Here is a 2,606-nt window from a genome sequence, read left to right on the forward strand (position 1 = left end):
CCCTTGAACCCGAAGGCGTCGCGGATCTGGTTTTCGAGAAAGCGCTCGAAGGCGAAATGCAGCTTAATATCGCGGTCGGTAAACAGCACAAACGTCGGCGGCGCAACCGCAGCCTGCGTCATGTAAAAAATTCGAATACGCTTGGCCATCGGCACCGGAGCCCGCTGGAAATCGATCTTGTCGAGGAAGCGGTTCATCTGCCCCGTCGTCACGCGCTTACGGCGCTCGGCGGCAACGGACTTCACTTCCTTCAGAACGCGCGGCATTCCCTTCACTTCGAGAGCCGAAAGAAAAATCACCGGCGCGTAATCCAGGTACTTCAACGCCCTTTGTAATTGCTGTTCGAAGATCTCCCGATCCGCCGCAGGTTTTCCATCCGTGCGGTTAGTCGTCACCGCGTCCCACTTGTTCACGATGATGATCACGCTGCGTCCGCTCTCGTGGGCATATCCGCCGATAGTCGCGTCCGCACCCGTCACGCCCTCGGTTGCGTCGATCACCAGCAGCGCCACATCAGCCGCCTCAAGGTGGCGACGCGCCATAACCACGCTCATCTTTTCGGCCATCAAGTGCGTCTTGCCCTTGCGTCGAATACCCGCAGTATCCACAAAGCGCAGCGTGTCGCCCTCAAACTCGATGGCCTCGTCCACGGCGTCGCGCGTAGTCCCTGCAATCGGCGATACGATGGCGCGCGAAGTTCCCGTCAGCGCGTTCAGCAGCGTGGATTTGCCGACATTTGGCCGCCCGATAATTGCCACCGCCGTTTCACGCTGCTCAAATTCACCATGGGTGCGAATCAGCTGCTTGTGTTCATCGTCTTCCGCGCCTGGTTCGAGTGGGCCTCCCTCGGAGATCTCAGCTTCCTCGGCGATTTCCTCTGCAGTCTCGGCCTCGCTCTCCGCCTCTGTCGCGGGAATCGCCTCTGAGATGGCGTCCAGCAGATCGCCGATGCCCAGCGCATGTTCCGCGCTGATTGCATACACATTCTTGATGCCCAGCTGGCGAAAATTCTCCGCAGCATAGGCCATCGCCTCGCCCTCGATCTTGTTCACCGCCAGAAATACCGGCTTCTTGCTGCGCCCCAGCAGGCGCACCAGGTCGTAATCCGGGCTGGCCAGCTCTGTCCGCGCATCGACCACCATCACCAGTGCCTGCGCTTCTTCCAGAGCGACCTTCGCCTGGTTGTAAATCTCCGTGGGAATCAGTTCCGGATCATCCGGCACAATCCCGCCCGTATCCACCAGCCGGAACCGCCGCCCCATCCATTCGTATTCGCCGTAGATGCGGTCGCGCGTAATCCCGGGCTCGTCACCCACAATCGACCGCCGGCTCTTCGTCAACCGGTTGAATAGCGTGGACTTGCCCACGTTGGGCCGCCCCACAATGGCTACCAGCGGAAGCGCTTCCGCTCCGGCCCGCGTGGGAATTACCGATCTGCGATACGTAGGCAAAGCGTTCTCCAAATCCAGGACATCTCTTCCAGTCTACGTCGAAGAAGGGCTGCGCCCCATCGGGGTACCCTCTGGGTCGGCGGCTTTTAGCGATGAGTGGTCTCGTGTCTCCAGGCATTGCGAGCGCCATCCAGGCTCCTCCATCCAGGTCCCGCCATCCAGGGCCGCCATCCAGGTTCGGCCATCCGGGTTCGGCCCTCAATGTCGATTAGGTCCTATGATGGATTTAGCACCCGCCGATGGCCTCCTCCCAAACTTCAACCCGTACCCTGCCCTCCCTCCACGAGTTCTTCTCACCCGGCGGCATCCTTTCCAAGTCTCCCTTGCCCTACGAATACCGCCCCGGGCAGCTGGAGATGGCCAAGGCTGTCGAGCGAGCCCTCACCGAGCGCCGCCACCTCATCGTCGAGGCCGGCACCGGCACCGGCAAAACCCTCGCCTACCTCCTGCCCGCCCTCCGCACAGGCCAGCGCGTCATCGTCTCCACCGGAACGAAAGCTCTGCAGGACCAGCTCTACTTCCGCGACGTACCGTTTCTGGAGTCGTTGTTGGGAAATCTGCAGGTCTGCTACATGAAGGGCCGCGCCAACTACCTCTGCCGCCACAAGCTCGTCGCCCTTCGCGATCAGCCAATCCTGTCCGGCCTCGAAGAGATCGACCAGTACCGCCAGATCGCCGAGTGGGAGAAAACGACCGAAACCGGCGACCGCTCCGAGCTCTCCGAACTGCCAGAATCGAGCGCTCTCTGGCACAAGCTCGACGCACGCAGCGACGCCTGCCTCGGGTCGACGTGCCCTGACTACCGCCGCTGCTTCATCACCGAGATGCGGCGCCGCGCTCTTGAGTCCGACATCATCATCGTCAACCACCACCTCTTCTTCGCCGACCTCGCCGTCAAGCAGCAGGCCAGCGGAGCGCCCGACGCTGGCATCCTTCCAGAGGCTGCCGCGGTCATCTTCGACGAGGCCCACGAACTCGAAGACATCGCCTCCAGCTACTTCGGCCTTTCGGTTTCGAACATCCGCTTTGAAGAGCTGGCGCGCGACACCGATGTTCTCCTCCGCGCCAAGCCCGGCGCCGAACGAATGCCCGCCGCCACCCAGCAGCTTCGCGACCGTGCCCGCATGTTCTTCGCCAACCTGCCCAGCAATGGCG

2 protein-coding genes are annotated in these 2,606 nt (G+C 61.9%); one reads left to right on the forward strand and one right to left on the reverse strand.

The genetic code is table 11. From position 1 onward, the window contains the following. A partial coding sequence (gene der, locus WA354_RS20875) for a ribosome biogenesis GTPase Der (protein WP_472814954.1) occupies positions 1 to 1,451 on the reverse strand: 1,451 nt, incomplete at its 3' end. Between the two features lie 239 nt (positions 1,452 to 1,690). Here der and WA354_RS20880 point away from each other — a divergent pair. Then, positions 1,691 to 2,606 (forward strand): ATP-dependent DNA helicase (locus WA354_RS20880; protein WP_472814955.1); only part of this gene is annotated, 916 nt, incomplete at its 3' end.

Origin of the sequence: Occallatibacter sp. (assembly GCF_049802275.1) — a bacterium.
In the GTDB taxonomy this organism is placed as follows: Bacteria; Acidobacteriota; Terriglobia; order Terriglobales; family Acidobacteriaceae; genus Telmatobacter.